Here is a 22,473-nt window from a genome sequence, read left to right on the forward strand (position 1 = left end):
TGCTGCCACCGCCGGTGTAGCTCAGTCGGTAGAGCAGCGCACTCGTAACGCGAAGGTCGCAGGTTCGATTCCTGTCCCCGGCACCAGTAAAATCAAGGCTTGCAGCGATGCAGGCCTTTTTTATTTTTGAGCGGGCTAGCACAGGGCTAGCAGGGTAGAGGATCTGAATTTCGAAAGAGCTTGAGCTTGGATTCGACTCCTGCTGGTTCACACGCTAGGAAACATTAGGATTTCTGCCCCTTTTTCTTGAGAGTTCCTCATCTAGTGACATGATCAGATCCGTGGCCCATCGCAAGCTACTTCCAGTCATTAGAGGCGGAATTCGGTTGATGCAGCATTGGGCTGGCGATTCTATCCGCCCCTTTTTCTCCGGAGCTCGCCAGTAGGGTGGCTGACGTGACCCTTAGTGCGCTTCTTTTTTTCTACATCGTTTGATCAGCCACGGCCAAAGCCCTCGATTACAGCTTGAAATGCTGAGTAGCGCTGACGCGCTACCTGGAAGATGGCATCTGTGCCCCTCGACAATAATCAGGTCGAGCACCAGATATGGCCATGGGCACTCGGGCGCTCGAACTGGCTGTTTGCCGGATCGCTGCGCAGCGGTAAACGAGCAGCTGCAATCACGAGCCTGATCCAATCGGCGCGCATGAATGGTGATGATCCGTATGCCTATCTCAAAGATCTGCTGACGCGCCTGCCGACACACCAGGCCAGTGAGATCGGGCAACTGCTGCCGCATCAGTGGATGCTGCGCTGACTTACGCAAGGTGAGTTCGCCGGACGCTTCCTCAGTGGCGCTCATCGTGGGAAATTGGATCTCCAGGGGTTACTTAACGAGCTCTGTTGTAATCGCAGACAGTTGGCCGCCAACTCGTGCTTTTAGAGCTTCGATAAAACGCGAAATTTTTGCGTCCACGAACTGGCGTGATGAGTACACAGCGTAAACGTTGCGCTCTTGGGTGTGGAAGTCCGGCAGCACTCGCACAATTTTTCCAGACCGCAGATCGTCTATTGCCGAGAATCCGGCCAGCAATCCAATTCCAGCACCGTCACGTACGGCGACGGCCATGGATTCCATATCGTTCACGCTGAAGCTGGGCCCAGTGGGTGCGAACGTCACTGAACCTGACTTGCTCATCAACTGCCACTCATCCTTGGCGTAATCAACCGTGCTAAGTAGCAAGCATTGATGATCGCTCAGGTCGTCGGGATGAGTCAGAGCTGGGCGCTGCGCGAGGTACTCAGGCGAAGCGACCAGCACGCAATGGCTGACTCCTATTTTCTGGCTAACGTACGCAGAATCCGGCAGGGTTCTGGCAATCAAGATCGATAGATCCAATTGGTCTTCCAGCAGGTTGGGCATCCGTTGAGACAGCAGAAGATCGACTGAAACCTCTGGATATTCCTTCCGGTAATCAAGTACAGCGCGCGTGATCAGATGGCGCGCGAGGCCTGGAACACAGTGCACCCGCAACATACCTTTTGGCTCTTGGAGCGTATCGCTCGCTTCAGCTTCGGCATGCTCAAGATCAGCCAGGATGGTACGGCAGCGCTCGTAGAATCGACGGCCAGCGTCTGTCACTGATAGCCGTCTGGTTGAACGTTGCAGCAGTCGGGTATTGAGCAGTGTTTCCAACGCTGAAACGGCGCGCGATACGTTGCCCACGGTCGAGTCGAGGTGATTGGCGACAGCAGTGAAGCTCCCCATTTCAACGACTTTTACGTACACAGCCATGTTGGAAAGCTTGTCCATTTGAACCGTCCTAACGGCAATTCTTATGCGTGCTTCGAGCACGCCTGATTTGTGAGCTTGGCAGCAAGGAAGGCCGAGAGCGTACCCCAAAAAAACTTCGCGATATTTGCTCTGTGCACAATATTACTTCCCATTCTTCGGACTAAATCAAAGCTGCCGCCCTCCATAGACTTGATTGCACAGGCCTGCTGAAGCGGACTCGCCACAGACGACACCCGCATCGGTGGCAATCATATTTCTGGTTATCAATGAGAGGCAGCAATGAACGCATTCTACGATTCGCTTTACCTGTTTATCGGCGGTGAGTGGATTGACGCACAACGGCGCGATACCGCTGCGGTCGTCAATCCGGCCACAGGGAGCGAGATCGGGCGTCTCCCACTCGCCACGGCTGAGGATCTCGATCAAGCCCTTGACGTAGCTCAGCGCAGCTTCCAGCAGTGGCGTCAGACGGTACCTGACCAACGTGCGAAAATCCTGAAGCGAGCTGCTGACCTAATCTTGGAGCGCGCTCCTCACATTGCCACTCAGATGACTCTGGAAGAGGGTAAGCCTATCGGAGAGGCGATGGACGAAGTCACTCGCGCCGCCGAGTATTTCGAGTGGTTTGCAGAGAGCGCTCGGCGTATTGATGGCCGCGTCGTCCCGGCAAACCGACCAGGCGTGCTGCAAATGGTGAAGCGCCAAGCGATCGGCCCAGTGGCAGCATTTACGCCTTGGAACTTCCCGGCCATCACGCCAGCTCGCAAGCTGTCTGCCGCTCTCGCAGCAGGGTGCAGTGTGATCCTCAAGCCGGGCGAAGAAAGCCCTTCTACGGCATTGGCTCTGGCGCGTGCGCTCGACGACGCAGGGCTGCCCAAAGGGGTTCTCCAGTTGGTGTTCGGTGTGCCCGACCAGGTGTCCAGCCACCTGATCGCCTCACCGGTGATTCGCAAGGTGACATTCACCGGCTCTGTACCCATTGGCCGTCTGCTCTCTGCCAGAGCGGCTGAGGGTGTGAAGCCAATCACGCTGGAGTTAGGCGGCCACGGCCCGGTACTCGTGTTCGATGATGCCGACATCCACAAGGCTGCCGTGGAAGGTGTTGCCAACAGGTTCCGCGGCACAGGTCAGGTCTGCATTTCATCTACTCGCTTTCTTATTCAGCGGGCGGCGTACGACCGCTTTGTCGAATCCTTCGTTACCGCAACCAAGGCGTTGCGAATTGGCAATGGCCTGCACCCTCACACTCAAGTGGGGCCGCTCGCAAACCCACGACAGTTGGGGAAGATGGAAGAGTTGATCGCTGACGCCGTGGCAAAAGGTGCACGCGTTTTGGCCGGAGGCGAGTGTTTGCCGGGGCAGGGTTTCTTCTTCGAGCCCACGGTGCTGGTTGATGTGCCCATGGATGCTCGGGTTATGCACGAGGAGCCCTTCGGACCTATCGCGATCCTGATGCCTTTCGACGACCTGAGCGACGGCCTTGCAGAAGCCAACCGGCTGCCTTACGGACTGTCCGCCTACGCCTTCACCTCCAGCGCACGCACTGCAATCGATGTCGCTGATGGCCTAGAGGCCGGAATGATCGGCATCAACCAATACCGCATCGTCGCTACTGAATTGCCGTTCGGAGGCATGAAGGAAAGTGGTCATGGTTCCGAGGGCGGTATCGAGGGCATCGAACACTACCTTACCAACAAATTCATCAGCCAGATCTGAGGGCGATTCCATGTCGAGCATCAATTTCAGCAGTCCACGTGAAGCTGCCAGGGCCTTCACTTCAAAGCTCTCTCAACTCGTGGATTCGACGCTTTATCCGCAGGACTGGGCCGATCCGGCGCTATCCCCACGTGATCGTAGCCTGACTACCCTCACGGCTTTGATTAGTGGAGGCCACGCAGACGAGCTGCCTGCGCATCTACGTCGTGCCGTGGCCAACGGCGTCACCCATGAGGAAATCGATGCAGCCATCACTCACTTGGCGTTCTACGTCGGATTTCCGGGCGCTATCACGGCGTCTGCTATTGCCAACGCTATCCTTTAATGCGAAGAGATTACTCAGCCATGAAAGCCATTCAGTTCGAAACGTTCGGTGATGCTGATGTCATGCAACTGGCCGATGCTGCAAGGCCAGAAGTTCGAGCCACCGATCTGCTTGTAAGGGTGTACGCAGCCGGGGTTAACCGAGCCGATCTAACCCATCGCACTGGTGGCTATGGACGCCCCGGTTACGCTGTCGGTGATCGTGTGATGGGGTAGTCGGCGGTGGTGCTTATGCGGAGCTGGCGCGCATTGACTATCGCATGGCCATGCCTATCCCGGCGCAGTTGGATTAGGTGCATGCGGCAGCTATTCCCGAGGTATTCGTCACCGCCCATGAGGCGATGTTGCACTTGGGCCAGCTAAAGGCAGGCGACTCGGTGCTAATCCATGCGGCTGCTGGCGGCGTTGGTTCGGCGGCAGTCCAACTTGCTTATGCGTCGGGTGCAACGGTGTACGCCACTACCGACGTCAGCAAGCTGTCTCGGATCGAGCACCTCGGAGCCGATTACGCCATTGATTACAAGACATAGGATTTTGCCGATGTGATCGCGACCAAGACAAATGGTCGCGGTGTCGATGTCATCATCGATTTTGTGGGTGAGCCTTATTTCGCCCGCAATCTCGCGTCGTTGGCTAGGGATTCTCCGATCAAGTTGCTCATCACCTGAAAATGGACGGTTTGGGCATGCCGAAAAGCCCGATTTTCAGCCGCTGATTATTGGATAACCAAGGCGTAGCCTTGGTTTTCTGCCTTCACGGGCGCACCACTCCCGCAGCAGGCAATAATTGCCGGCGCACCATCCACAGATTCGACAGTGCAAACAGCGTGGTCAGTTGCGCCGTGTTCTTGACCAAGCCACGGAAGCGGGTTTTCACATAGCCGAATTGGCGCTTGATCACACGAAATGGGTGTTCGTCCTTCGCTCGCGCCTGCGCTTTGACCTTCTCGATCTTGCGTCTGGCTTTGTAGAGCACGCTGCGCTTGCTCAAGTGCTTGTAGGTGCTACGACGAGCGGCAATCTGCCAGATCACCTGCCTTTCTTCATGCTCCGACCGTTTCTCCACGCCGGTATAACCCGCGTCGGCACAGATAACATTTTCTTCGCCATGCAACAGGTGAGCGACCTCCGTTACATCAGCCACTTCGCCGCTGTGCCGTGGACGTGGTGCACCAGCCCCGACTCAGCATCGGTACCAATGTGCGCCTTCGTGCCGAAGAAATACTGATTACCTTTCTTCGTCTGATGCATTTCAGGATCGCGCTTGCCTTCCTTGTTCTTGGTCGAACTGGGCGCATGGATGATGGTGGCGTCGACGATGGTGCCCTGGCGCAACGACAGGCCCTTGTCTCGCAGGTAATTGTTGATGGTTTCCAAAATGCCCGCCGCCAACTGATGCTTCTCCAGCAGGTGCCGGAAATTCATGACCGTCGTATCGTCGGGGATCGGAGCGCTGAGCGTCAGACGAGCAAACTGGCGCATCGAAGTAATCTCGTATAGCGCCTCTTCCATAGCGGGATCACTCAACGAGAACCAGTTCTGCAGCAGGTGAATGCGCAGCATGGTTTCCAGTGGATACTGGTTTGCGGCCACCGCCAGCCTTTGGGTAGTGAGGCTCGATCAACGCCACTAACCCACTCCATGGAACCACCTGCTCCATCTCGGCCAGGAAACGCTCGCGACGGGTTTGCTTGCGCTTACCGGCGTACTCGAAATCGGAAAAGCTCATCTGACTCATGGGATGGCGGGCTTGTAGAGGGCAGTTGGACGGACGGCTATTTCAGCACAGGTCAGATGGCCTGTGCTGACTTGATCGGAGAATCCCTAATGAAGCGTCTGCTGCTGATGACCAATATTGCGAAGCTGATAATCCGTCACGGCTTGAAACAGCGAATCCGCCAGGAGTCGTAAGCGCTCAACTTCTTCAGGTGCTGCCCTGGAGGCCTGGGCCTCGTGATACTGACGAAGCGCGGTGATCGCCTCCTGTATCAGCGGCTCACCTGCCTGGACCATCCCTTCAATAGTTCGCTTCATGATCAAGCCCTGCCGAGGTGATCAGGGAATTATAGCGGCCCCACAACCCCTATTGTCGCCTCGGCCAAGCGGTTGGTTTCCCGCGACCTTCACTTGTTCTGCACGGACCAGTTCATGATTACCAGTTCTGCAGCCTTCTTGGCCGCAGCAGTGCGTTGGTTGGTCGTCGTGTAGCTGGTCGCCAGGTGCTCCAAGCGGAACCCGGCGAACACCTCCCGGATCACCGGATGGTCGTTGATGCTGAGCATCACCTTCCCGTCACACCGTCGCATGAAGTCAGCCATGGCCTGGTATTGATCCAGACCGAAGTCCGCGCCATAGCCCTCGGTCTCCAAGTACGGCGGGTCCATGTAGTGAAAGGTATGCGGCCGATCGTACTTCTCAGAGCACTTCAGCCAAGACAGGTTTTCAACGTAGATTCCCGCCAGCCGTTGCCAGGCCTGCGACAGGTTCTCCTCGATCCGCAGCAGGTTGATCGGCCCGCCGGTAGTGGCGGTGCCAAACGTCTGGCTGGTGGGCTTTGCACCGAAGACGTGCTGCTGCAGGTAGAAGAAGCGCGCGGCGCGCTGGAAGTCCGTGAGTGTTTCCGGCCTGGTCATCTTCTGCCATTCGAAGATCTGGCGGGACGACAGCGTCCATTTGAACTGACGCACGAACTCTTCGAGGTGATGCTGGACGACGCGGTACAAGCACACAAGGTCTCCGTTGAAGTCGTTCAGTACCTCGACCTTGGCGGGCTCTGGTCGCTTGAAGAACAGCGCGGCCCCACCGGCGAACGTCTCGACATGGCAGGTGTGGTCAGGGAAAAGAGGAATGAGGGATTTGGCCAGGCGGCGCTTGCCACCCATCCATGGAACGATTGGGTTGGTCATTTTTGCAAACCTTTACTGTATGGATAAACAGGCGTTAGCCTCGCTCGGCTTTGTGCACGGAGCGGGAGCCTCGGTTGGGTTTGCAGGAATAGTCTGCAGATCTGGCGGTCAGCATGGATGTTGACGCATCCTGCTGGCCGCTCCTTTTGCATGAGGCGCCTGCCCTATCGACATGCGGCGACAGCCGCCTCAAGCTGTTTCTCGTACCCGATGCGCTGCCGGCGCTCGGCGAGCAGCGCACGCAGTTTCAATTCCAAGCTATCTGACCTGCGTAAGCCGGCAGTTGCCCACGGCGGATTAGTGACAGCCGGGGTGCGACAAGGCACCTGCACCGGTACCTCGACGCGCACGTATTACACCTGCGGCTCGACCTGGCCAACGCAGCCGGCCACCGCCAGCGCGACTACGATCAACAGTTTTCTCATAGCCCGAGCTCCTGGTTAATGATCGAGGTGCCTTCAGCATCGACGACCACGTCCGCATGGCTGCCGATGCTCGCTGGTATCGCCACCTGCGTGATCGTAAGTGCATCGAGGATTCCGCCACAGATTTGCTGGTGCTGCGCGGCGACACCTGGGTTACCGGCGATGAGCTAGACCGGGAGATCGACACAGTCCTGCGCCTGGAGGCCTTGCAGCACGTGGTGCAGGGAGCAGCAGCCATGAGCCAGGCCCGACAGGTACGGAACGAATTCGAGGACCTGGGCGAGCGCATGGTGCGCTTCGGCCGAGCCCTACAGGACAGCACCACCAGCGTGGCCAAACTCAACCAACTGGCACGCGAATGCGGTATCACGCTGCGCCTGCGCGCCGTTGCTCAATCGAGGGTCAAGCCATGAATGAGCACCATCCGACCTTGACTGCAACCACGTTATGCCGCCAACCGGAACGGCTAGCAGCAATGACGCTAGTCCGGCTCGGGAGGCGCATATCTCTTCTTCGTCACGTCAGCAATCTGAAGGCAGTGATCACCACTGTTGGCAAAACTTCGGGCTCGCTCCGTTCCCCACGTCAATGCGTGGGAAATAGCCTCCCCCTCGCGTCTCGGATAGTACTCCTCGAGGAGCATGGTCCCATCTTTTCTATAAACCCCGACAAAGAGCTGTGTAATCCCTTCCCTGGACAATCTGGATTGAACGTCGATGAGCAAGCCATCCGACAATCTTTCCTCATGGCAGCGACTATGCAGCTCGCGGTCGGCCCAGTCCCAAAACTTAGGTCCGCGACGGCGCATTTGTCTTTCACCTCGGTTATTCGCCCGCAAAATCCCGGCAGGCCCATAAAGGCTTATATGCCCGATGGACCTTTGTCAAAGGTGTGTCAAAAAGTAAGCAGCGTCTTACATTCATCAAAAGAGGTGAGCCATGGGCAGCCTCGCTGAAATGGCGCTGCAGCACGCACGCCTGCGCCTCGCAGGCAAGACCATGCCCGTCGCACAACCCCGCGCTGTTGAGACCCCATTGCCAACAGCGCAGGCCAAGAGCCTCGAGATCGTGGTCACCGGCCCGATCAACCACTTCATGTTTCTGGAGGGGCGCAACTGGAGGGTCGATATTGTCGCCTCGCTCCGCGCCGCACCGGCAGACGTTGTAATCGAGCGATTCACCCGCGCGACTGCAGGGCGGCCTGGAAGTTACGCCGCCTGCATCCAATCGGTCATCAAGGAGCTGCAGGAGGCCGCGAGTGAAGACGATGCTGCGCTCCCGCCACGACGGAGTGGCGTTCTATCTCAACACGGAGACATCGAGCCCTGGCAGTGACCACCGAAACAGGTACCGCCTGTTCCGGACATCTGGTCACGGCCGCAGCAAAGACAGATGGGTTCAGGTTGGTTCGCAGGATGGACAGCGCCTCTTGGCGATCGCCGACGAGCACGATCTGTTCCTGGCCTGCCAACGCCTGTTCGAACTGAAACAACCGAAAGCGTACTGACCGCAGGAGACGATCCGCGGGCAAGTGGGCGCCTGGGAGGGCGAAGCCTTCAAAACCAGGGTAAAAAAAGCTGACACGTCAGCTTCGCAAGAGAAACGAAACCTGACGCGACAGGCGTCGAGGTAGAGCAATGCGCTACATGACCGTCAGAAAATTCGCCAGCGAGTCTGGCTACACCGAAGACGCGATCCGCTCCAAGATCCGTGACGGGGTCTGGCGGCTGGGTGAAATCTGGGTAAAAGCGCCGGACGGCCGGACGCTTATCGACATGGACGGATACGAGGCATGGGTAGAGGCGGGAGTGGTGTCAGGGCAGTCTCAGATCCATTCTCACCCGAGGAACAGCAGGCCATCCTGGGCGCGCTGAGCGGCCAGGCCAAGAACATGGTGCAGTTCGCCTTGTGGACTGGGCTGCGGACGAGCGAGCTGGTTGCCCTGGACTGGGGGGATGTGGACTGGCTGCGGGGTGAGGTGATGATCAGCAGGGCAATGACCCAGGCGGCGGGTGGCGAGGCTGAGGTGAAGAAGACGGCAGCGGGACGCCGCTCTGTGAAGCTGCTCAAGCCGGCGATGGAGGCGCTCAAAGCGCAAAAGGACCACACCTTCCTTGCTGGCAAGGAAGTGTTCCAGAACCCTCGAACGCTGGGTCGGCGACCAGCCGATCCGGAAAACCATGTGGCATCCGGCGATGAAGAAGTCTGGTGTGCGTTACCGGCGCCCGTACCAGACCAGACATACTTAACCGTGCAAGTATCTCGACCACTCGTGGCCATTAAGCGTGATTAGGATTGGTAATAGATGCTTGCTGATCTGGGCTGGCGTGAAGTTGCGCTTCAATGTCCTTGAGCTTCGTCATCTACTGTTTCAGCTTTTCTATTTTTTCGCGTAGCCGTTCAGCCTTGGCCTCGGCGACCTCGGACGCTGCCCGATCCGCCGAATCTATCGCCGCAAGATAGTGGTCAACACACTGCTTGATCTGCTGCATGCGCGCCTTGATCTTGCCTTGAGTAAAGTTGCGGTCGCGGTTATTTACGGCTTTGAATGTGCTGCCGTCGATGACCTCCCTGTTCCAGCTATCCTCAATTTGGAAACGACTGGCCCTAAGCTGCCGTTCACCCTGACCGCAACCGGCCAGGAGCTATCATCAAGAGTCTACGAATTTAAGGGAGATTCAGTGTCGCCAGTTAGTTGGACAGCCATGACTCAACTGTCTCTGCCCCATACTCGGATTTCCAGGCCTTCAAGCGGCTATGGTTACCGCCCTTGGTCTCGATGATTTCACCGTTGTGTGGGTTCTTATAGACCTTGAGGGCGCGGGGTTTGCGAACGATGTTTGAAGGCGTCACTGCCGGTGGCGCTTTTCGAACAGCCGCAGCAGGATCAAGCAGGTTGATCACGTCGTGGAGGCTGAAGCCGTAATCCACGAGTAAGGTACGCAGTTTCTCTTCGAACTCAATTTCTTTCTTCAGCTCCGAGTTGCCTTTCAAGGCTTCCAGCTCTGCCAGTTGCTCTGCAAGTTGCTGTTCAAGTTTCCGAAACTCAGCCAGGCGTGACATCGCGCGGTTCCTTACTGTGAGGGCCATTTGGAGGGACGCAGGATTGTAAATGATCCACGAAAAAAGAGAAATCATTACTATCTGATCGAATGATCTCGGACTGCGATTTTTCCACGAATAGCTTGTCGGTCTACAGCGCGACTTTGAGCCCAACGAGTACAGCAAGATGTCCAGGATAGAACCAGTAGGCACATCGAGCCATAGGCGCGCCCTGTATGGTCAGGCTCAACCAGCGCAGCTTTACCCAGCATAGGTACCAAAGCACCAATATTCTGCAAACAAATCAGCGACCAGCGTCCATTCTGCGTCCGTCAGACAACTAGGTAGCGCTGTTCAGGCAGCTGACGCCGGTGGGCCTCGGTGTAACCATAAGACTTACGAGGCTCGGGTGGCTGGAAGCTACCTTTGGCTCGTTCCTTTACGCGAACGATCCCGGCCAGCTTGAGTGCTTTGGCAAAGGTATCGGGATGAGCGGTGATACCCGTTTCAGCATGGAATGCTTGCGCCAGTTCGGCTTGGCTGGAATAGGGCTGCGCATGAGCGAGTCTGGTCAGCAGAGGGTAATGCTCCGCAGCGATTACTGGCGGGCGTCTGTTTTTTGGCATGGTGAAATGCTGTGTAGGCAAGGTACAAACAGCTTAGTTTATTTTGTCTACACCCTCCTAAGTGGGTAAATTCGAGAGTATCATCTGGTCCTCAGTTATACGTACAATAGAGGTTGTCGGCAATGCGCTCTTTGGGCACCAGAAAATAATTTGTTGACCGGGGGGGGCATTCCTGATATCTCACTGAATGAGAGCACCAAAAAGTTGCCGGGGAGAGAACCACCCCGATTTCTATTCGACTGGATCGAATCCTCCATAAGACGCCGGCAGCCTAACCTGAAGCCTCTGCATTTAGCCTTTCACACGTGGCATAGATACCTTTGAGCCTCGACGAATTAAAGGCGAAAGCCCCATCTCACGCTTCAGTTTGCTGCGACCTCTAGGGTCGGGCACGAGCAGTCCCCATGCCGAGTTCCAAGTGTTTCTACACCCATGAAATGCTGTATCGCGGCTTTAAAGCCACCTTTAAGCTGAACTCGTCCTCTGTCGGCAGTCCCTGGAGAGCGGAACAGCGCACCGTCATTCAAGGAGACAATTTCGGCTACATTCTGATTCAGCCGCTCAAGGACGGAGTTATCCTCGATACGCTACTGCAGGTGTTCCAGGCTCGGGTGATGTCTATAGTGGATGAGCACTGCTATTCAAAAACTTCATAGGGCCTCAAATAGGGCGTTAGCTGTTCTCCACGGTTGGCAGTAAACGGGCTGACCTACTAAGAGTCCTACTGCCTAGGGATTCTCCGATCAAGTCAGCACAGGCCATCTGACCTGTGCTGAAATAGCCGTCCGTCCAACTGCCCTCTACAAGCCCGCCATCCCATGAGTCAGATGAGCTTTTCCGATTTCGAGTACGCCGGTAAGCGCAAGCAAACCCGTCGCGAGCGTTTCCTGGCCGAGATGGAGCAGGTGGTTCCATGGAGTGGGTTAGTGGCGTTGATCGAGCCTCACTACCCAAAGGCTGGCGGTGGCCGCAAACCAGTATCCACTGGAAACCATGCTGCGCATTCACCTGCTGCAGAACTGGTTCTCGTTGAGTGATCCCGCTATGGAAGAGGCGCTATACGAGATTACTTCGATGCGCCAGTTTGCTCGTCTGACGCTCAGCGCTCCGATCCCCGACGATACGACGGTCATGAATTTCCGGCACCTGCTGGAGAAGCATCAGTTGGCGGCGGGCATTTTGGAAACCATCAACAATTACCTGCGAGACAAGGGCCTGTCGTTGCGCCAGGGCACCATCGTCGACGCCACCATCATCCATGCGCCCAGTTCGACCAAGAACAAGGAAGGCAAGCGCGATCCTGAAATGCATCAGACGAAGAAAGGTAATCAGTATTTCTTCGGCACGAAGGCGCACATTGGTACCGATGCTGAGTCGGGGCTGGTGCACCACGTCCACGGCACAGCGGCGAATGTGGCTGATGTAACGGAGGTCGCTCACCTGTTGCGTAAGCGTCCGGCGAACTCACCTTCCGAACTCCAGCTTTAAGGGCGATGGTGTCCGCGTATTTTTAAGCGGACGCGATCGCCCTTATCGCCAGGATTTCAATGCGCCAACGAAACTCTTATCCGAAACCGTTCAAAGCCCAGGTCGTTCAGGAATGCCTGCAACCTGGCGCATCCATTTCCAGTGTCGCCATCAGCCACGGCATCAATGCCAACGTCATCCGTAAATGGATGCCGCTCTATCGAGATCAGCCCACAGCAACTTCACTACCGGCATTCGTCCCGCTAAAAGCCGCACCTAAACGGCCAGCCGAAGCGTCAGTGATCATCGAGTTGCCCATGGCCGGCCAAGTGATCACTGTGAAATGGCCAACCTCAGATCCCGAGGGCTGCGCGCAATTTATCCGGGCTGTCGCTCAATGATCCGCATCGATGCAATCTGGCTGGCCACCGAGCCGATGGACATGCGCGCCGGCACCGAAACGGCATTGGCCCGAGTGATCGCGGTGTTCGGTGCGGCGAAGCCGCACTGCGCTTATCTGTTCGCCAATCGCCGGGCTAACCGGATGAAAGTGCTGGTACACGACGGCGTGGGAGTCTGGCTTGCCGCACGGCGATTGAATCAAGGCAAGTTTCACTGGCCCGGCATTCGCCATGGTTGCGAAGTCGAACTCGACAGCGAGCAACTCCAGGCATTGGTACTGGGCCTGCCGTGGCAGCGGGTCGGCTCAGGCGGTGTGATCAGCATGCTGTAACCGCCGGCCATTTGGCCGGTCTGCTTGTCGTCGTTTCGCGCCTGCTCTGACACAATCGGCGCCATGACTTTCTCGCCTAACCTCGATCAGATGACCCCGGAACAGCTTCGTGCCTTGGCGGCACAGGCGTTGCAGTTGCAGTCCCAAGTCGAGGCGATGAGCAGGAAGATCCAGAACGATGAAACCATCATCGAACAGCTCACTTACGAAATCGCCCTGCTCAAACGCCACAAGTTTGCCAAGCGCAGCGAGCAAATCAGTCCGGCGCAAGGCAGCTTGCTGGATGACCTGCTCAATACAGACCTTGAAGCTATCGAAGCTGAGCTAAAACAGCTCCTCCCAGCTTCGTCACAGGCCGAGCCACGGCAATCACCCAAACGTGCGCCATTGCCACCGCATTTTCCGCGTACCGTGATTCGCCACGAGCCAGAAAACACTCATTGCGCCTGTGGCTGCCAACTTCAGCGTATTGGTGAAGACGTCAGCGAGAAGCTGGATTACACGCCGGGCGTGTTCACGGTCGAGCAACATGTGCGTGGCAAATGGGCCTGCCGTCAGTGCGAAACCTTGATTCAGGCGCCGGTGCCAGCGCAGGTCATCGACAAAGGTATTCCAACCGCAGGCCTGCTGGCCCACGTGATGGTGGCCAAGTTTGCCGATCACTTGCCGCTCTACCGGCAGGAGAAAATCTTTGGCCGCGCCGGGCTGGCAATTGCTCGCTCGACCTTGGCCCAGTGGGTCGGACAAACCGGCGTGCGGCTCCAACCTTTGGTCGATGCACTGCGTGAAGCGGTGCTGAACCAGGGCGTGATTCACGCTGACGAAACACCGGTTCAAATGCTTGCGCCGGGCGAGAAGAAAACCCACCGGGCCTACGTCTGGGCCTACAGCACTACGCCGTTTTCGGCGCTCAAAGCCGTGGTTTACGATTTCAGCCCAAGCCGTGCAGGCGAACATGCGCGCAACTTCCTGTGCGACTGGAACGGCAAGCTGGTCTGCGACGACTTTGCTGGCTACAAGGCTGGTTTTGAACAAGGCATCACTGAAATCGGCTGCATGGCCCACGCCCGTCGCAAGTTTTTCGATCTGCATGTCGCGAACAAAAGCCAGTTGGCCGAACAGGCGTTGCATTCGATTGGCGGTTTATACGAGATCGAGCGCCAGGCTCGGGACATGAGCGATGAAGATCGGTGGCGAATACGTCAGGAGTTGGCGGTACCGATCAGCAAAACACTGCATGAGTGGATGTTGGCCCAGCGCGACCTCGTGCCCAACGGATCAGCCACGGCCAAAGCCCTCGACTACAGCCTAAAACGCTGGGTAGCGCTGACGCGCTACCTGGACGATGGATCTGTGCCCATCGACAACAATCAGGTCGAGAACCAGATACGGCCATGGGCACTCGGGCGCTCGAACTGGTTGTTTGCCGGGTCGTTGCGCAGTGGCAAACGGGCTGCGGCGATTATGAGCCTGATTCAGTCGGCGCGCATGAATGGGCATGATCCGTATGCCTATCTCAAAGATGTTCTGAGGCGGTTGCCGACGCAACGGGCCAGTGAGATTGGGCAACTGCTACCGCATCGGTGGGTACAGGCCTTGCTTAGGCAAAGTTAGTTGGGCAGACGCTTACAACGGAACATCATCGAGCCTATGTTTGGCTGGGTGAAAGAGAGCCGGAGGATCGGCACCCGCTACGACAAGCTCGCCAGAAGTTTTGGCGCGATGGTCACGCTGGCTTGCGCGCTGCGATGCCCAAGGCAGTATTTTTCGTACAGAACCTAGAATGCTGTCGGCCTGATGCCGTTGCAGCCTCTCGAAAAATTTAGATCAGGACTTGCTGAGGGCTCAGCGATATCGTGGCAGTTGGGGGCAAGCCTGTTCGCTATGGGGGAAGAATGATTGAAACAAAGCGGTTGAAGCTTAGGGATTGGAGAGAGGCGGATAAGCCCCTGTTGAGCGTAATTCATGCTGATCCTGAGGTGATGCGGTTCCTCGGCGGCACGAAGACCGCGTCAGAGACCAGCAATATCGTTGACCAACTGACGCGGCTTTCCGAAGGCGGCGAGCCGACCTTTTGGGCTGCCGAGCGTATCGAGGACGGCTCGTTGATAGGCGCAGTTGGCCTACATTGGCTTGGGATTGATTTTCCATTCGGGCCGGCTTTAGAGGTGGGGTGGCGCCTTGGTCGAGATTATTGGGGCAACGGTTATGCGACAGAAGCAGCTCGCGCGGTCCTCAATTATGCGTTTGGCACCTTGGATGTGCCCCGCGTTTACGCCTTCACCGCATTGGCGAACAAGCGCTCTGAGACTGTAATGCAGCGGCTGGGGATGGCGAGAGTTGAAGGCGGGGAGTTCCCTCATCCCGATTATATGCCGACCGACCCTGGCCAAATGCACATGCTGTATGTTGCTGAAAAAAGCACATGGATGTCGGGTACTTAGGCTTTAAGCTCACAGAAGCGAAGTGTTGCCCGTAAGCGTCCGGTGATCACATCCGCCCTGGGTGCAACAAGGGGCGGCGTTCATTAGAAAGCGAGCGTATTGGCCGTACGCTTACACCATTTCCCTATTGGTGTCAGCTCATTCACCATTGTTTCCAAGGACTGACAGAAGGAAGGACAGACGGCGCAAGAGCGCAAGGCATGCGCACTCTAAAGGTATGGCGATGTCCGGCCGGATGTTCCGGTAAAGCCAGCGTGCTGAACTGGAGAATTGACCTGCAACTGACAAGTAATCGATCGATGCTGACCCACCGCTCGCATGCGACTTGACTTGCCATTTGTGGGCCGACCCGCGACACCTTAAAGCGGCAAGTAAAATCAGATGCTTTTAAACGCAGATATATGTTCGAGTGCTAGTATGAAATATTTTCTTCCAGTGACGAAGACACCCCGCCCTAAAGTTCTCGTTGTGGAGGACGAACCTATGCTTCGAGAGTTGCTGACGCTAATGATAGAAGATTGGGGTGCTGCCGTTACAGCGGTAAGCACTGCCGACGAAGGCCGTGAGCAACTGAGAAAGCCAGGCTGGTGCTTAGTGGTCACTGATACACAGACGCCAGGTTCGCTCAGCGGAGTGGATATTGCCTGGATTACCAATAAGGAACACCCTGAGGCTAGCATTATTGTCATGAGCGGACAATACGAGTTTGAAATCGGGTCTCTACCTGATCGCGCTATATTTCTGCCGAAGCCTTGGCAGGTGAAAAGCTTAGAAGAATTAGTTTCGTCGCACCTTAGCGCCCCAAAAAAAGCTTATAAACAAAACAACAACCCTCAAGACAACACTTAACAACATACAAGCAAAGAGAAATCCAAAACCATACTTACGACTGAGATCTCCTGCGTAACGTCATTAAAAAGCATCCCTGCCATCATAAGTGCGAAAAACACAAGCTAGAGATTAAAGCTTGAAGTCTTGCACTACACGATTGAGGCCAACCGCAAGATTGGAGACTTCCCCGCTGGCACTGGCCGTCTGGCTTGCACCGGCTGCGCTTTGAGTGGACAAATCCCGAATACTTGTGAGGTTTCGATCAATCTCTCGTGCCACCTGGGCCTGCTCTTCGGAAGCAGTCGCGATCAGAACATTTCGCTCATTGATCATAGTGATTGAATGAGAAATTTCCTCTAGCGACTCACTGGCCAGCCGTGCGACAGAGGTAGATTCATCAGCCATTTTCTGACTTTCGGCCATCGCCTTAACAGCCTGAAGCGAATCATTCTGGATAGAGCCAATCATTTGCTCAATTTCCTGAGTTGATTGTTGAGTACGATGGGCCAGAGCTCTAACCTCATCTGCAACAACTGCAAAGCCTCTACCTTGCTCCCCAGCCCTTGCGGCCTCAATTGCAGCATTCAATGCCAGTAAATTGGTTTGTTCAGCGATGGCTCTAATCACCTCAATGACTTTACTGATGTCTTGAGCTCGAGAAGAAAGCGTTTGGATCTGCTCACCCGTGGACTCAACATAGGAGGATAACGCTTGTATAGCTCCTAGGGTTCTCTTAACATTTTCGAGTCCAGATTTGGTTAGTTGTTGAGCTCGCCCGGATGCATCAGCGGCTTCCGCAGCATTGACGGCCACTTCATCAACTGCGGCACTCATCTCATTGACAGCGGTTGCAGCTTGATTGACTTCATCGTTTTGCTTGACTAATCCTCGACTACTTTCTTCAGTGACTGCTGCCATTTCTTCGGCAGCCGAAGCGAGTTGCGTTGAGCTTTCGGAGATATGGGCAAGGGTATCTTTTAAATTATTTTGCATTTGAGAGATAGCAGCAAGCATTGCAGCTGCCTCGTCCCGACCTGATACCTTGAAAGCCTGCGAGAGATCCTTGTTAGCTATAACCTTGGCAATTGAAAGCGCTTCATCCAGAGGCTGAGTCACACTCCGCACCAGCATGTAGCCGAGAACAACTGTAAGTGTCACCACAACCAAAAGCAGACTATAGATTGTGGCTAATCCGCTATGATAGATTTCACCTGTTAATACTCCTGCTGCTTTCGCACCTTGATCATTATAATCCATCAAATCAGAAATCTTATTAACAAGATCATTGGTAAGCGGGCGAATAGTTGAGCTAATCAGCGCAGACGCAGCTTCATTATCGCCAGAGAGAAGCATTGGCTCTAACTGATTCAAGAGTACGTCATATCTGTCAGCACTTGCCCTCACCTTGTCATATAGTGACTGCTCCTCAGGGCTCGCCACCACCGACTCATATTTTCTTACAAAACCTGTGAATTCCTGCCGATAATCTGGAAAGGTTTTCACTGTCTGATCACGAACAACAGGATCATTCGTGGTAGTAGCTCGAAGACTTTCCAACCTTAGTCTAAGAACACTTGAGTTTATAAGTCCAGCCAAACGTATACTAGCCATCCAGTTTTTTTCAACATCCTGTTCCGCTAGACGAAGCCTCTCCAACTTATTAGCAGAAAGCAGCCCCATTACGACAACTATCGAGACAATAATGGCGAAAACCAGCGTCGCACGCAGCCCTATTTTAAAATCACGGAACTTCATACTAAACCTCAATCGTACACACACGTGTACATTTATCGACCGAATCGTTTAATTCTTTAGGGTTGTAGAAAAAAATGACCAGTGGTTTTTTTCGTTGAGCCCCGGCTCTCCTGCATTAACCATCACACCAGACCCGAAGATGGATACCCAGTTAGTGGAGGCGCGCCTGCGACGTAAGCGTCCGCCCAACTCACCTTGCGTAAGTCAGGCCGGTACCCACTGATGCGGCAACAGTTGCCCGATCTCACTGGCTCGCTGTGTTGGCAACCGCGTCAGCACATCTTTGAGATAGGCATACGGATCATGCCCATTCATGCGCGCCGACTGGATCAAACTCATGATCGCCGCCGCCCGTTTGCCGCTGCGCAGCGACCCGGCAAATAACCAGTTCGAGCGCCCGAGTGCCCATGGCCGTATCTGGTTCTCGACCTGGTTGTTGTCGATAGGCACAGCTCCATCGTCCAGATAGCGCGTCAGCGCTACCCAGCGTTTCAGGCTGTAATCGAGGGCTTTGGCCGTGGCTGATCCGTTGGGCACCAAGTCGCGCTGGGCTAGCATCCAGTCATGCAATGTTTTGCTGATCGGTACTGCCATTTCCTGACGTATTCGCCAACGGTCTTCGTGGCTCATGTCCCGAGCCTGGCGTTCAACCTCGTACAAACCGCCAATTGAGTGCAGCGCCTGTTCGGCCAGCTGGCTTTTGTTCGCCACGTGCAGATCGAAAAACTTGCGACGGGCGTGAGCCATGCAGCCGATTTCAGTGATGCCTTGTTCAAAACCGGCCTTGTATCCTGCGAAGTCGTCGCAGACCAGCTTGCCGTTCCAGTCGCCCAGGAAGTTGCGTGCATGTTCTCCGGCACGGCTTGGGCTGAAGTCGTAAACCACCGCTTTGAGTGCCGAAAACGGCGTGGTGCTGTAGGCCCAGACATAGGCCCGGTGGGTTTTCTTCTCGCCTGGTGCAAGCATTTGCACCGGTGTTTCATCGGCGTGGATCACGTCCTGGTTCAGCACGGCTTCACGCAGTGCATCGACCAGTGGCTGAAGCCGCACGCCAGTTTGTCCGACCCACTGCGCCAGGGTCGAGCGGGCAATTGGCAGCCCGGCGCGGCCAAAGATTTTTTCCTGTCTGTACAGCGGCAAGTGATCGGCAAACTTGGCCACCATCACGTGGGCCAACAAACCTGCGGTCGGGATGCCTTTATCAATAACCTGGGCTGGTACCGGCGCCTGGATCAGGGTTTCGCACTGACGGCAGGCCCATTTGCCACGCACATGTTGCTCGACCGTGAACACGCCCGGCGTGTAATCCAGCTTCTCGCTGACGTCTTCACCAATACGCTGAAGTTGGCAGCCACAGGCGCAATGAGTGTTTTCTGGCTCGTGGCGAATCACGGTACGCGGAAAATGCGGTGGCAATGGCGCACGTTTGGGTGATTGCCGTGGCTCGGCCTGTGACGAAGCTGGGAGGAGCTGTTTTAGCTCAGCTTCGATAGCTTCAAGGTCTGTATTGAGCAGGTCATCCAGCAAGCTGCCTTGCGCCGGACTGATTTGCTCGCTGCGCTTGGCAAACTTGTGGCGTTTGAGCAGGGCGATTTCGTAAGTGAGCTGTTCGATGATGGTTTCATCGTTCTGGATCTTCCTGCTCATCGCCTCGACTTGGGACTGCAACTGCAACGCCTGTGCCGCCAAGGCACGAAGCTGTTCCGGGGTCATCTGATCGAGGTTAGGCGAGAAAGTCATGGCGCCGATTGTGTCAGAGCAGGCGCGAAACGACGACAAGCAGACCGGCCAAATGGCCGGCGGTTACAGCATGCTGATCACACCGCCTGAGCCGACCCGCTGCCACGGCAGGCCCAGTACCAATGCCTGGAGTTGCTCGCTGTCGAGTTCGACTTCGCAACCATGGCGAATGCCGGGCCAGTGAAACTTGCCTTGATTCAATCGCCGTGCGGCAAGCCAGACTCCCACGCCGTCGTGTACCAGCACTTTCATCCGGTTAGCCCGGCGATTGGCGAACAGATAAGCGCAGTGCGGCTTCGCCGCACCGAACACCGCGATCACTCGGGCCAATGCCGTTTCGGTGCCGGCGCGCATGTCCATCGGCTCGGTGGCCAGCCAGATTGCATCGATGCGGATCATTGAGCGACAGCCCGGATAAATTGCGCGCAGCCCTCGGGATCTGAGGTTGGCCATTTCACAGTGATCACTTGGCCGGCCATGGGCAATTCAATTGTCACTGACGTTTCGGTGGGCCGTTTAGGTGCAGCCTTCAGCGGGACAAATGCCGGCAGCGAAGGTGTTGCGGGCAGATCTCGATAGAGCGGCAGCCACTTGCGGATAACATTGGCGTTGATGCCGTGGCTGATGGCGACACTGGACACGGTTGCACCAGGTTGCAGGCATTCCTGAACGACCTGGGCTTTGAACGGTTTCGGGTAAGAGCTTCGTTGGCGCATGGAAATCCTGGCGATAAGGGTGATCGCGTCCGCTTAAAAATACGCGGACACCATCGCCCTTATCGTTGGGATTCTGAAGGTGTGTTCGCTGGCCGCTTACCCTGTTGCATGGCGAAGAAAATGTTATCTGTGCCGACGCGGGTTATACCGGCGTGGAGAAACGGTCGGAGCATGAAGAAAGGCAGGTGATCTGGCAGATTGCCGCTCGTCGTAGCACCTACAAGCACTTGAGCAAGCGCAGCGTGCTCTACAAAGCCAGACGCAAGATCGAGAAGGTCAAAGCGCAGGCGCGAGCGAAGGACGAACACCCATTTCGTGTGATCAAGCGCCAATTCGGCTATGTGAAAACCCGCTTCCGTGGCTTGGTCAAGAACACGGCGCAACTGACCACGCTGTTTGCACTGTCGAATCTGTGGATGGTGCGCCGGCAATTATTGCCTGCTGCGGGAGTGGTGCGCCCGTGAAGGCAGAAAACCAAGGCTACGCCTTGGTTATCCAATAATCAGCGGCTGAAAATCGGGCTTTTCGGCATGCCCAAACCGTCCATTTTCAGGTGATGAGCAACTTGTTCGGAGTTTCCCTAGCCATCATTTCTCCTTACAGCGCATTGAAGCGTTTAGCAAGGTGCGGCTACTTCGACTCTATCTCGATTCTGTCACGGCCTCTTTTCTTTGCTAGATAAAGAAGCTCGTCCGCCTTGGCGAACCATTGTATCGCTGTTTCAATGTCCTCCTGCCAGCCCGCGACTCCTATACTTATAGTAAGCGGTTTGCCTAACAGAGAGTTGCTTTCTTCCTTAAAGTTCATAAGAATACGATTCAAAATCGTAACTGCTTGGTCCGCAGTTGAATAATTCATCACAACACAAAACTCATCGCCTCCGAGTCGACCCACGAGATCGGTAGATCTCATTGAGTTTTTTAGAGTTCTGCTGAGAAGGCGAAGAATAGAGTCGCCAGTTGGATGGCCGTAGGTGTCATTTATTTCCTTAAAGTGATCTATATCAATAACAGCGAGAAATGTTTGATGTGCGCGGGCGCTATTGGTTGCTATTTCTATTAGTGTTTGATCAAAATGCCTGCGATTAATAAGGCCCGTAAGCCCATCAGTTATGCTTAACCTATTCAGCGTGGATTTTATTTTGTGAAGTTCCGTCGAAAGCTTGTACGATGCCAAGCCGACTGTCATGGGGTAGAGTGTCAAAAGTGGCAAGCTTGCCCACGCTGTTATCAAGGTGCTCTGCTCGAACTTTATGCCAAACAAAATATAATAAATGAGCAGACCGAGAAGTTGAAGAATGATTGTGATTTTTAACGCTTTTATGCCTCCGGTTGCGGTGGCATTCATAGCTACCATAGATGACATTGCAATAGATGATAGTGGATTCATCCCCATTACCCCTATCCAAACTCCACAAAATAGGGAGTCCGCTCTTAAGTTGTGCAGCTCTGCTATGTATGGATTTTTTGAATATTTAGATAAGCAATATGCAATGTGTGGCCATGCCCCTGCGTTGAGTGCTAGGCATATCCACATGAGTGCACTTTCATTCTCTCTAGATATTGACTCTGCAATCAATATGGCGCAAAGAATAGTACCAATTATTCTAGGTCCGTACATTAGTCTGTAGAAGCGTTTACCGTGCTGCAACCTGTCCAAAGCCCATCACCCGATAGTTTTTTGTATGCTGACATTTACTGTAAAGCTACGCCAGTATGGCATTTAAAAATTCCTTTTGCCGAAGGCTGTTCTAGAATGCTTATCGCTTGCATTTTAAATTTCAATGTAAAGAACCCTTTAATGCGGCCAACTCCCTCTTCTTCATCATCACGAAGCGACATTGAATACTCGGCGGTCGCAAGATTTTGCATCCGTAATCCACCCCGCCTAAGCGCCTGGTCGCTCATAGAAATGCTATCTAGCTAAGACTGCGGTTCCGTAACTCTTCAGATATGATAGTTATCCATAGGTTTTTGGCCCTGATGCCTGCTGGGGAACCGGCAGAAGGCATCCAG

The 22,473-nt window shown here is 55.1% G+C and carries 22 protein-coding genes, 1 tRNA gene and 10 pseudogenes; 18 read left to right on the plus strand and 15 right to left on the minus strand.

From position 1 onward, the window contains the following. Nucleotides 1-10 precede the first annotated feature (10 nt). Both ACPFMA_RS04520 and ACPFMA_RS04525 read left to right on the plus strand, forming a co-directional pair. A tRNA-Thr gene (locus ACPFMA_RS04520) sits at nt 11-86 on the plus strand. Between the two features lie 349 nt (nt 87-435). Beyond that, nucleotides 436-757 (plus strand): annotated as a pseudogene (locus tag ACPFMA_RS04525) (transposase domain-containing protein); the annotation flags it as partial. A gap of 69 nt (nt 758-826) precedes the next feature. Here the strand turns inward: ACPFMA_RS04525 and ACPFMA_RS04530 are convergent. Further along, complete coding sequence (locus ACPFMA_RS04530) at nt 827-1,753, minus strand: LysR family transcriptional regulator (protein ID WP_425929745.1); 927 nt, start codon at nt 1,751-1,753, stop codon at nt 827-829. 261 nt (nt 1,754-2,014) lie between these two features. Between ACPFMA_RS04530 and ACPFMA_RS04535 the strand changes: the two genes are divergently transcribed. The 3 genes from ACPFMA_RS04535 to ACPFMA_RS04545 all read left to right on the plus strand — a co-directional run bounded on the left by ACPFMA_RS04535 (nt 2,015) and on the right by ACPFMA_RS04545 (nt 4,443). Next, nucleotides 2,015-3,451, plus strand: a complete 1,437-nt coding sequence (locus ACPFMA_RS04535) for an NAD-dependent succinate-semialdehyde dehydrogenase (protein ID WP_425929746.1) — start codon at nt 2,015-2,017, stop codon at nt 3,449-3,451. 10 nt (nt 3,452-3,461) lie between these two features. Beyond that, complete coding sequence (locus tag ACPFMA_RS04540) at nt 3,462-3,776, plus strand: carboxymuconolactone decarboxylase family protein (protein ID WP_425929747.1); 315 nt, start codon at nt 3,462-3,464, stop codon at nt 3,774-3,776. A gap of 541 nt (nt 3,777-4,317) precedes the next feature. After that, the gene (locus ACPFMA_RS04545) at nt 4,318-4,443 is read left to right on the plus strand and encodes a hypothetical protein (protein WP_425929748.1); all 126 of its coding nucleotides are present in this window, start codon (nt 4,318-4,320) and stop codon (nt 4,441-4,443) included. An 85-nt stretch (nt 4,444-4,528) separates the two neighbouring features. Here the strand turns inward: ACPFMA_RS04545 and ACPFMA_RS04550 are convergent. From ACPFMA_RS04550 to ACPFMA_RS04565, 4 genes and pseudogenes are all read right to left on the minus strand, one after another. Then, nucleotides 4,529-5,512 (minus strand): annotated as a pseudogene (locus ACPFMA_RS04550) (IS5 family transposase). A gap of 86 nt (nt 5,513-5,598) precedes the next feature. Further along, nucleotides 5,599-5,808, minus strand: coding sequence for a hypothetical protein (locus tag ACPFMA_RS04555; protein ID WP_425929749.1), 210 nt, complete (start codon nt 5,806-5,808; stop codon nt 5,599-5,601). An 89-nt stretch (nt 5,809-5,897) separates the two neighbouring features. Further along, the gene (locus ACPFMA_RS04560) at nt 5,898-6,680 is read right to left on the minus strand and encodes a DNA adenine methylase (protein ID WP_425929750.1); all 783 of its coding nucleotides are present in this window, start codon (nt 6,678-6,680) and stop codon (nt 5,898-5,900) included. Nucleotides 6,681-6,844: 164 nt separating this feature from the next. Then, a pseudogene (locus tag ACPFMA_RS04565) lies at nt 6,845-7,105 on the minus strand (hypothetical protein). A gap of 56 nt (nt 7,106-7,161) precedes the next feature. Here ACPFMA_RS04565 and ACPFMA_RS04570 point away from each other — a divergent pair. The 4 genes and pseudogenes from ACPFMA_RS04570 to ACPFMA_RS04585 form a co-directional block, all read left to right on the plus strand. Next, a complete protein-coding gene (locus ACPFMA_RS04570; RefSeq protein ID WP_425929751.1) occupies nt 7,162-7,518 on the plus strand; it encodes a hypothetical protein in 357 nt (118 codons plus the stop codon). 525 nt (nt 7,519-8,043) lie between these two features. Continuing rightward, nucleotides 8,044-8,439, plus strand: a complete 396-nt coding sequence (locus ACPFMA_RS04575; RefSeq protein WP_425929752.1) for a hypothetical protein — start codon at nt 8,044-8,046, stop codon at nt 8,437-8,439. Nucleotides 8,440-8,741: 302 nt separating this feature from the next. Continuing rightward, entirely contained in the window at nt 8,742-8,978 is a 237-nt protein-coding gene (locus tag ACPFMA_RS04580) for an excisionase (RefSeq protein WP_425929753.1), read from the plus strand. Next, a pseudogene (locus ACPFMA_RS04585) lies at nt 8,933-9,350 on the plus strand (site-specific integrase); the annotation flags it as partial. The gene ACPFMA_RS04580 and the pseudogene ACPFMA_RS04585, both read left to right, overlap by 46 nt. On the opposite strand, the pseudogene ACPFMA_RS04590 reads toward ACPFMA_RS04585, so the two are convergent. The 3 genes and pseudogenes from ACPFMA_RS04590 to ACPFMA_RS04600 form a co-directional block, all read right to left on the minus strand. Further along, nucleotides 9,346-9,668 (minus strand): annotated as a pseudogene (locus ACPFMA_RS04590) (IS5/IS1182 family transposase); the annotation flags it as partial. The pseudogenes ACPFMA_RS04585 and ACPFMA_RS04590 overlap by 5 nt on opposite strands. Nucleotides 9,669-9,795: 127 nt before the next feature. Beyond that, nucleotides 9,796-10,167: a histone-like nucleoid-structuring protein, MvaT/MvaU family gene (locus ACPFMA_RS04595; protein WP_425929754.1), complete on the minus strand. Its 372-nt coding sequence runs from the start codon at nt 10,165-10,167 to the stop codon at nt 9,796-9,798. A 276-nt stretch (nt 10,168-10,443) separates the two neighbouring features. Beyond that, a pseudogene (locus tag ACPFMA_RS04600) lies at nt 10,444-10,772 on the minus strand (IS5/IS1182 family transposase); the annotation flags it as partial. A gap of 404 nt (nt 10,773-11,176) precedes the next feature. Between ACPFMA_RS04600 and ACPFMA_RS04605 the strand changes: the two are divergent. The 8 genes and pseudogenes from ACPFMA_RS04605 to ACPFMA_RS04640 all read left to right on the plus strand — a co-directional run bounded on the left by ACPFMA_RS04605 (nt 11,177) and on the right by ACPFMA_RS04640 (nt 16,265). Then, nucleotides 11,177-11,428 carry a hypothetical protein gene (locus ACPFMA_RS04605; RefSeq protein WP_425929755.1) on the plus strand — a complete coding sequence of 84 codons (252 nt, stop codon included), beginning with the start codon at nt 11,177-11,179 and terminating at the stop codon, nt 11,426-11,428. Between the two features lie 162 nt (nt 11,429-11,590). Continuing rightward, nucleotides 11,591-12,218 (plus strand): annotated as a pseudogene (locus ACPFMA_RS04610) (IS5 family transposase); the annotation flags it as partial. Nucleotides 12,219-12,319: 101 nt separating this feature from the next. Next, nucleotides 12,320-12,640 carry an IS66-like element accessory protein TnpA gene (tnpA, locus tag ACPFMA_RS04615; protein WP_425928707.1) on the plus strand — a complete coding sequence of 107 codons (321 nt, stop codon included), beginning with the start codon at nt 12,320-12,322 and terminating at the stop codon, nt 12,638-12,640. Continuing rightward, nucleotides 12,637-12,972, plus strand: coding sequence for an IS66 family insertion sequence element accessory protein TnpB (gene tnpB / locus ACPFMA_RS04620; protein WP_003189483.1), 336 nt, complete (start codon nt 12,637-12,639; stop codon nt 12,970-12,972). The genes tnpA (ACPFMA_RS04615) and tnpB (ACPFMA_RS04620) overlap by 4 nt, the downstream gene beginning before the upstream one ends. A gap of 63 nt (nt 12,973-13,035) precedes the next feature. Continuing rightward, entirely contained in the window at nt 13,036-14,586 is a 1,551-nt protein-coding gene (tnpC, locus tag ACPFMA_RS04625; RefSeq protein WP_425928706.1) for an IS66 family transposase, read from the plus strand. A 15-nt stretch (nt 14,587-14,601) separates the two neighbouring features. Continuing rightward, nucleotides 14,602-14,754: pseudogene (locus tag ACPFMA_RS04630) on the plus strand (transposase); the annotation flags it as partial. A gap of 113 nt (nt 14,755-14,867) precedes the next feature. After that, on the plus strand, nt 14,868-15,416 hold the full coding sequence (locus ACPFMA_RS04635) for a GNAT family N-acetyltransferase (protein ID WP_425928705.1): 549 nt from the start codon (nt 14,868-14,870) through the stop codon (nt 15,414-15,416). Nucleotides 15,417-15,833: 417 nt separating this feature from the next. Further along, nucleotides 15,834-16,265: a response regulator gene (locus ACPFMA_RS04640; RefSeq protein WP_425929756.1), complete on the plus strand. Its 432-nt coding sequence runs from the start codon at nt 15,834-15,836 to the stop codon at nt 16,263-16,265. Nucleotides 16,266-16,376: 111 nt separating this feature from the next. Here ACPFMA_RS04640 and ACPFMA_RS04645 read toward each other — a convergent pair whose 3' ends face one another. The 5 genes and pseudogenes from ACPFMA_RS04645 to tnpA (ACPFMA_RS04665) all read right to left on the minus strand — a co-directional run bounded on the left by ACPFMA_RS04645 (nt 16,377) and on the right by tnpA (ACPFMA_RS04665) (nt 20,458). Further along, nucleotides 16,377-17,240: a methyl-accepting chemotaxis protein gene (locus tag ACPFMA_RS04645; RefSeq protein ID WP_425930569.1), complete on the minus strand. Its 864-nt coding sequence runs from the start codon at nt 17,238-17,240 to the stop codon at nt 16,377-16,379. After that, nucleotides 17,232-18,002: pseudogene (locus ACPFMA_RS04650) on the minus strand (MCP four helix bundle domain-containing protein); the annotation flags it as partial. The gene ACPFMA_RS04645 and the pseudogene ACPFMA_RS04650, both read right to left, overlap by 9 nt. A 204-nt stretch (nt 18,003-18,206) precedes the next feature. After that, nucleotides 18,207-19,742, minus strand: a complete 1,536-nt coding sequence (gene tnpC, locus ACPFMA_RS04655) for an IS66 family transposase (protein WP_425929757.1) — start codon at nt 19,740-19,742, stop codon at nt 18,207-18,209. 63 nt (nt 19,743-19,805) lie between these two features. Next, a complete protein-coding gene (tnpB, locus tag ACPFMA_RS04660; protein WP_003189483.1) occupies nt 19,806-20,141 on the minus strand; it encodes an IS66 family insertion sequence element accessory protein TnpB in 336 nt (111 codons plus the stop codon). Then, entirely contained in the window at nt 20,138-20,458 is a 321-nt protein-coding gene (gene tnpA, locus ACPFMA_RS04665) for an IS66-like element accessory protein TnpA (protein WP_425929758.1), read from the minus strand. The genes tnpB (ACPFMA_RS04660) and tnpA (ACPFMA_RS04665) overlap by 4 nt, the downstream gene beginning before the upstream one ends. Nucleotides 20,459-20,559: 101 nt before the next feature. On the opposite strand from tnpA (ACPFMA_RS04665), the pseudogene ACPFMA_RS04670 reads away from it, so the two are divergent. After that, nucleotides 20,560-20,922, plus strand: a pseudogene (locus tag ACPFMA_RS04670) (transposase); the annotation flags it as partial. A gap of 166 nt (nt 20,923-21,088) precedes the next feature. Here ACPFMA_RS04670 and ACPFMA_RS04675 read toward each other — a convergent pair. Together ACPFMA_RS04675 and ACPFMA_RS04680 are read right to left on the minus strand one after the other, a co-directional pair. Continuing rightward, nucleotides 21,089-22,078: a diguanylate cyclase gene (locus ACPFMA_RS04675; protein ID WP_425930570.1), complete on the minus strand. Its 990-nt coding sequence runs from the start codon at nt 22,076-22,078 to the stop codon at nt 21,089-21,091. Nucleotides 22,079-22,152: 74 nt separating this feature from the next. Further along, nucleotides 22,153-22,365, minus strand: coding sequence for a hypothetical protein (locus ACPFMA_RS04680; protein ID WP_425929759.1), 213 nt, complete (start codon nt 22,363-22,365; stop codon nt 22,153-22,155). Nucleotides 22,366-22,473: the final 108 nt, after the last annotated feature.

The sequence above is a fragment of the Pseudomonas sp. NyZ201 genome (assembly GCF_049860765.1).
In the GTDB taxonomy this organism is placed as follows: Bacteria; Pseudomonadota; Gammaproteobacteria; order Pseudomonadales; family Pseudomonadaceae; genus Aquipseudomonas; species Aquipseudomonas bharatica.

Bases quoted from the DNA above. Each gene is read 5' to 3' on its own strand.
- tnpA (WP_425929758.1), bottom strand. From the start codon at position 20,458: ATGCGCCAACGAAGCTCTTACCCGAAACCGTTCAAAGCCCAGGTCGTT.
- ACPFMA_RS04675 (WP_425930570.1), bottom strand. From the start codon at position 22,078: ATGTACGGACCTAGAATAATTGGTACTATTCTTTGCGCCATATTGATT.
- ACPFMA_RS04595 (WP_425929754.1), bottom strand. From the start codon at position 10,167: ATGTCACGCCTGGCTGAGTTTCGGAAACTTGAACAGCAACTTGCAGAG.
- tnpB (WP_003189483.1), bottom strand. From the start codon at position 20,141: ATGATCCGCATCGATGCAATCTGGCTGGCCACCGAGCCGATGGACATG.
- ACPFMA_RS04635 (WP_425928705.1), top strand. From the start codon at position 14,868: ATGATTGAAACAAAGCGGTTGAAGCTTAGGGATTGGAGAGAGGCGGAT.
- tnpC (WP_425929757.1), bottom strand. From the start codon at position 19,742: ATGACTTTCTCGCCTAACCTCGATCAGATGACCCCGGAACAGCTTCGT.
- ACPFMA_RS04530 (WP_425929745.1), bottom strand. From the start codon at position 1,753: ATGGACAAGCTTTCCAACATGGCTGTGTACGTAAAAGTCGTTGAAATG.
- ACPFMA_RS04645 (WP_425930569.1), bottom strand. From the start codon at position 17,240: ATGCAAAATAATTTAAAAGATACCCTTGCCCATATCTCCGAAAGCTCA.
- tnpC (WP_425928706.1), top strand. From the start codon at position 13,036: ATGACTTTCTCGCCTAACCTCGATCAGATGACCCCGGAACAGCTTCGT.
- ACPFMA_RS04605 (WP_425929755.1), top strand. From the start codon at position 11,177: ATGCCGAGTTCCAAGTGTTTCTACACCCATGAAATGCTGTATCGCGGC.
- ACPFMA_RS04575 (WP_425929752.1), top strand. From the start codon at position 8,044: ATGGGCAGCCTCGCTGAAATGGCGCTGCAGCACGCACGCCTGCGCCTC.
- tnpB (WP_003189483.1), top strand. From the start codon at position 12,637: ATGATCCGCATCGATGCAATCTGGCTGGCCACCGAGCCGATGGACATG.
- ACPFMA_RS04560 (WP_425929750.1), bottom strand. From the start codon at position 6,680: ATGACCAACCCAATCGTTCCATGGATGGGTGGCAAGCGCCGCCTGGCC.
- tnpA (WP_425928707.1), top strand. From the start codon at position 12,320: ATGCGCCAACGAAACTCTTATCCGAAACCGTTCAAAGCCCAGGTCGTT.
- ACPFMA_RS04555 (WP_425929749.1), bottom strand. From the start codon at position 5,808: ATGAAGCGAACTATTGAAGGGATGGTCCAGGCAGGTGAGCCGCTGATA.
- ACPFMA_RS04580 (WP_425929753.1), top strand. From the start codon at position 8,742: ATGCGCTACATGACCGTCAGAAAATTCGCCAGCGAGTCTGGCTACACC.
- ACPFMA_RS04535 (WP_425929746.1), top strand. From the start codon at position 2,015: ATGAACGCATTCTACGATTCGCTTTACCTGTTTATCGGCGGTGAGTGG.
- ACPFMA_RS04570 (WP_425929751.1), top strand. From the start codon at position 7,162: ATGGCTGCCGATGCTCGCTGGTATCGCCACCTGCGTGATCGTAAGTGC.
- ACPFMA_RS04540 (WP_425929747.1), top strand. From the start codon at position 3,462: ATGTCGAGCATCAATTTCAGCAGTCCACGTGAAGCTGCCAGGGCCTTC.
- ACPFMA_RS04640 (WP_425929756.1), top strand. From the start codon at position 15,834: ATGAAATATTTTCTTCCAGTGACGAAGACACCCCGCCCTAAAGTTCTC.
- ACPFMA_RS04680 (WP_425929759.1), bottom strand. From the start codon at position 22,365: ATGAGCGACCAGGCGCTTAGGCGGGGTGGATTACGGATGCAAAATCTT.